Here is a 3,700-nt window from a genome sequence, read left to right as displayed (position 1 = left end):
GCACAGACTCCGCCCGCTGCACCACCTCAACCTCAGGAGCCTGCTCCAAAATCACGTGCGCATTCGTGCCACTGATGCCGAACGAGGACACCCCGGCGCGCGCCGGTCGGTCCGGGCGCGGCCAGGGCCGCTGCTCGGTGAGCAGCCGGACGCCGCCGGACGACCAGTCCACCTCGTTGGTGGGTTCGGTGACGTGCAGGGTCTTCGGCAGCGCGCCGTGCTGAAGCGCCAACACGACCTTGATCACGCCGCCGATACCGGCTGCCGCCTGGGCGTGACCCAGGTTGGACTTGCCGGAGCCGAGCCAGAGCGGCTGCTCCGGATCACGGTCGCGCCCGTACGTGGCGAGCAGGGCCTGTGCCTCGATCGGGTCACCAAGCGTGGTGCCGGTGCCGTGCGCCTCGACCGCGTCCACGTCCCTGCTGGAGAGCCGGGCGTCGGCGAGGGCCTGCCAGATGACGCGCTGCTGGGCCGGGCCGCTGGGCGCGGTGAGGCCGTTGGAGGCGCCGTCCTGGTTGGTCGCGCTGCCCCGGATCACGGCGAGAACGGTGTGGCCGCGGCGACGGGCCTCGGAGAGCCGTTCCAGCACGACCACGCCGGCGCCCTCGGCGAACCCGATGCCGTCGGCGTTGTCGGAGAACGCCTTGCAGCGGCCGTCGGCGGCCAGCCCTCGTTGCCGGCTGAGCGCGAGGAACGCGCCGGGGGTGGACATCAGGCTGACGCCGCCGGTGATGGCCATGGCGCACTCGTTGCGGCGCAGCGCCTGGTACGCCAGGTGCAGCGCGACAAGCGACGAGGAGCAGGCGGTGTCCACGGTGACCGCCGGCCCCTCCAGGCCGAGGGTGTAGGCGATCCGCCCCGAGATCACGGCGGCGACGTTGCCGGTGCTGAGGTAGGTTTCGGCCTCTTCGGGTACGCGGGCGGCGATCTCGCCGTAGTCCTGGCTGTTGCTGCCGATGAACACCCCGACCGGTGCGCCGCGCAGCGAGTCGGGAGCGATTCCCGACCGTTCCAGCGCCTCCCAGACGATCTCCAGCAGGATCCGCTGCTGCGGGTCCATCGCCCGGGCCTCCCGGGGGGCGATGCCGAAGAAGCCGGGGTCGAAGCCGGAGATGTCGTCGAGGAATCCGCCGGTACGGGCGGTGCTGGTGCCCGCCCGGTCGGGGTCGTCGTCGAAGAGGCTGTCCAGGTCCCAGCCCCGGTTGTCGGGGAATCCGGAGATGACGTCGCGCCCGTCGGCCAGCACCTCCCAGAGCTGCTCCGGGGTGCGGACGCCGCCGGGGTAGCGGCAGCCCATCGCCACGACGGCGATGGGTTCGGTGTCGCCCTCCTCCAGCTCGCGCACCCGCTGCCGGGTCTGGTGCAGGTCGGCGGACACGCGCTTGAGGTAGCCCAGGAGCTGTTCTTCGTTCGACATCTTCGCCTCGTCAGGTCGGTGGTTCGGATGAGCGGCCGGGGGTACGGGGCGGATCAGTCCACTCCCAGCTCCTTGTTGATGAAGGCGATGACGTCGTCCGCCGAGGCGTGGTCGAGTTGTTCGGCGACGGTCTGGGCCGCGACGGTCTGCGTGGCGGCACCGTCGTCGGTGAGCCGGGCCGCGATCGCGCGCAGGCGGGCTGCGGTCCGGGACCGGGCGAGGCGGTCGCCGTTCAGCTCGGCGCTTAGCGCCTCCAGCCGGTCGAGCTGCACCTCCAGCGGCTCCTCGCCGTCGTCGAGATCCAGCTCGGAGCGGAGGAAGCCGGCGATGTCCACCGCGGTCGGATAGTCGAAGACCAGCGTGGCGGGCAGTCGCAGCCCGGAGGCCGCGGCCAGCCGGTTGCGCAGTTCGACCGCGGTGACCGACTCGAAGCCGAGGTCCTTGACGGCCCGGGACGGTTCGACTTCGCTGAGGTCGTCGTAGCCGAGCACCGCGGCGATGTGCGTGCGGACCAGTTGGACCAGGGTGCGCCGTTGGTCCTCCGCGGACATCGCGGCGAGTTGGGTGGCCAGATCGACGTCGCCCGCTTCGGTGTCGTCCGGCGTCGGCTGCGCGGCGGGTAGGTCGCGCAGCAGCGGGCGGGGCCGGGCCAGCGTGTACGCGGGGGCGAAGCGCGACCAGTCGACGTCGGCCACGACCGTGCTGGCCGCGCCACTGGCGACCGCGTGCCCCATGGCCCGGGCGGCGAGCCCGGGTGGCATCTCGGTGATGCCGATCTCCGCGAACCGGGCCCGGACGTCGGCGTCGACCATGCCGCCACCGCCCCAGGCGCCCCAGGCCACGGCGGTGGCGGGCAGCCCGGCGGCGCGGCGACGCTTGGCGATGCCGTCGAGGGTGGCGTTGGCCGCGGCGTAGCCGGCCTGGCCGGCCTGACCCCACACTCCGGCTCCGGAGGAGAACAGCACGAACGCGTCGAGGTCGTGACCGGCCAGGAGTTCTTCGAGGTGTCGCGCGCCGAGCACCTTGGCTCGGGCCGTGTCGGCGATCTCGGCGGCGGTCTGGTCGCTGAGCCGGACGCCGTCGCTGACCACACCGGCGGCGTGCACGACAGCGGTCAGCGGCGGGTCGGCCGGCAGGTCGGCGAGCACAGCCGCCAGGGCGTCGCGGTCGGCCACGTCGCAGGCGACCACGGTGACCTGTACGCCGCGCGCGGTGAGTTCGGCGGTCAGGTCGTCGGCACCGGCGGCGGCGGTGCCGCGACGGCTGGTCAGGACGAGGTGCTCGGCACCGTGGTCGGCGAGCCAGCGGGCCACGTGCGAGCCGGCGCCGCCGGTGCCGCCGGTCACCAGGACGGTGCCGCGCGGCTGCCAGGGGGTGCCGACGATGCCGCTCGCCGGGCGTAGTCGCCGGCCACGCGTACCGTCGCTCCGGATCGAGACCTGGTCCTCGTCGTCGAGGCCGGCGAGGACGGCGGCGAGCCGGCGGGCGGTGTACTCGTCGGGTACCTCCGGCAGGTCGACGAGACCGCCCCAGGTGGTGGGTGCCTCCAGGCCGAGCACGGTGCCCAGCCCCCAGACCGCCGTCTGTCCCTCGCGTGGCGTCGCGGTGTCGACGGCGCCGGAGGTTACGCACCACAGCGGCGCGGTGACGGCGGCGTCGGCGAGCGCGCGGACCAGCTCGACGGTGGCGACGGCGCCGCGGCTGAGCGCCGGGTGCCGGGGGTCGGGCAGGTCGTCGAGGGCGGCCAGGGAGAGTACGCCGGCGAGCTGCGTGCCGGTGATGGCCTGTCGCATCGGATGCGGGTCGCCGTCGTCGGACCGGACCGGCAGTAAGTCCGCGCCGTGCCCGGTCAGCGCGTCGAGGACCACGGGTTCCAGCGGATGCTCGGTGGCGGGCAGTACGACCAGCCAGGTGCCGGTGAGGCGGGCGTCGTCGGCCGAGCCGGGCAGGGCGGCCCAGTCGACGCGGTAGCGCCAGCCGTCGATCACCGCATCGTCGTTCTGCCGGTGCCGCCAGCGTTCCAGGGCGGGCAGCACCTCACGGAGCGCGTCCGGGTTGACGCCGAGGCCGTCGGCCAGGGTGTCGGTGTCGGTTCCGGCGACGATCTGCCAGAAGCCCGAGTCGTCCGGCTCGGGGGCCTCGGCCCAGTAGCGCTTGTGTTGGAACGGGTAGGTGGGCAGGTCAGCGATCCGGCCACCTTCCACCGGCCAGTCGATCGGCACACCACGGGTCCACAACTCGCCTGCGGATCGCAGCACCCGGTCCCAGCCGCCCTCGTCACGA

General features: G+C 73.5%; 2 protein-coding genes. Both read right to left on the bottom strand.

Features of this window, described 5'->3' with window-relative positions:
* On the bottom strand, window positions 1-1,417 hold a 1,417-nt coding region (locus tag AC507J_RS32135), incomplete at its 3' end, for a type I polyketide synthase (protein ID WP_496294292.1).
* A 53-nt stretch (window positions 1,418-1,470) separates the two neighbouring features.
* On the bottom strand, window positions 1,471-3,700 hold a 2,230-nt coding region (locus AC507J_RS32130), incomplete at its 5' end, for an SDR family NAD(P)-dependent oxidoreductase (RefSeq protein ID WP_496294291.1).

This window comes from Micromonospora sp. PRAS1, from assembly GCF_059553435.1.
The sequence above is the reverse complement of the archived record's forward strand: the minus strand, read 5'-3'. Positions and strand labels throughout refer to the sequence as shown.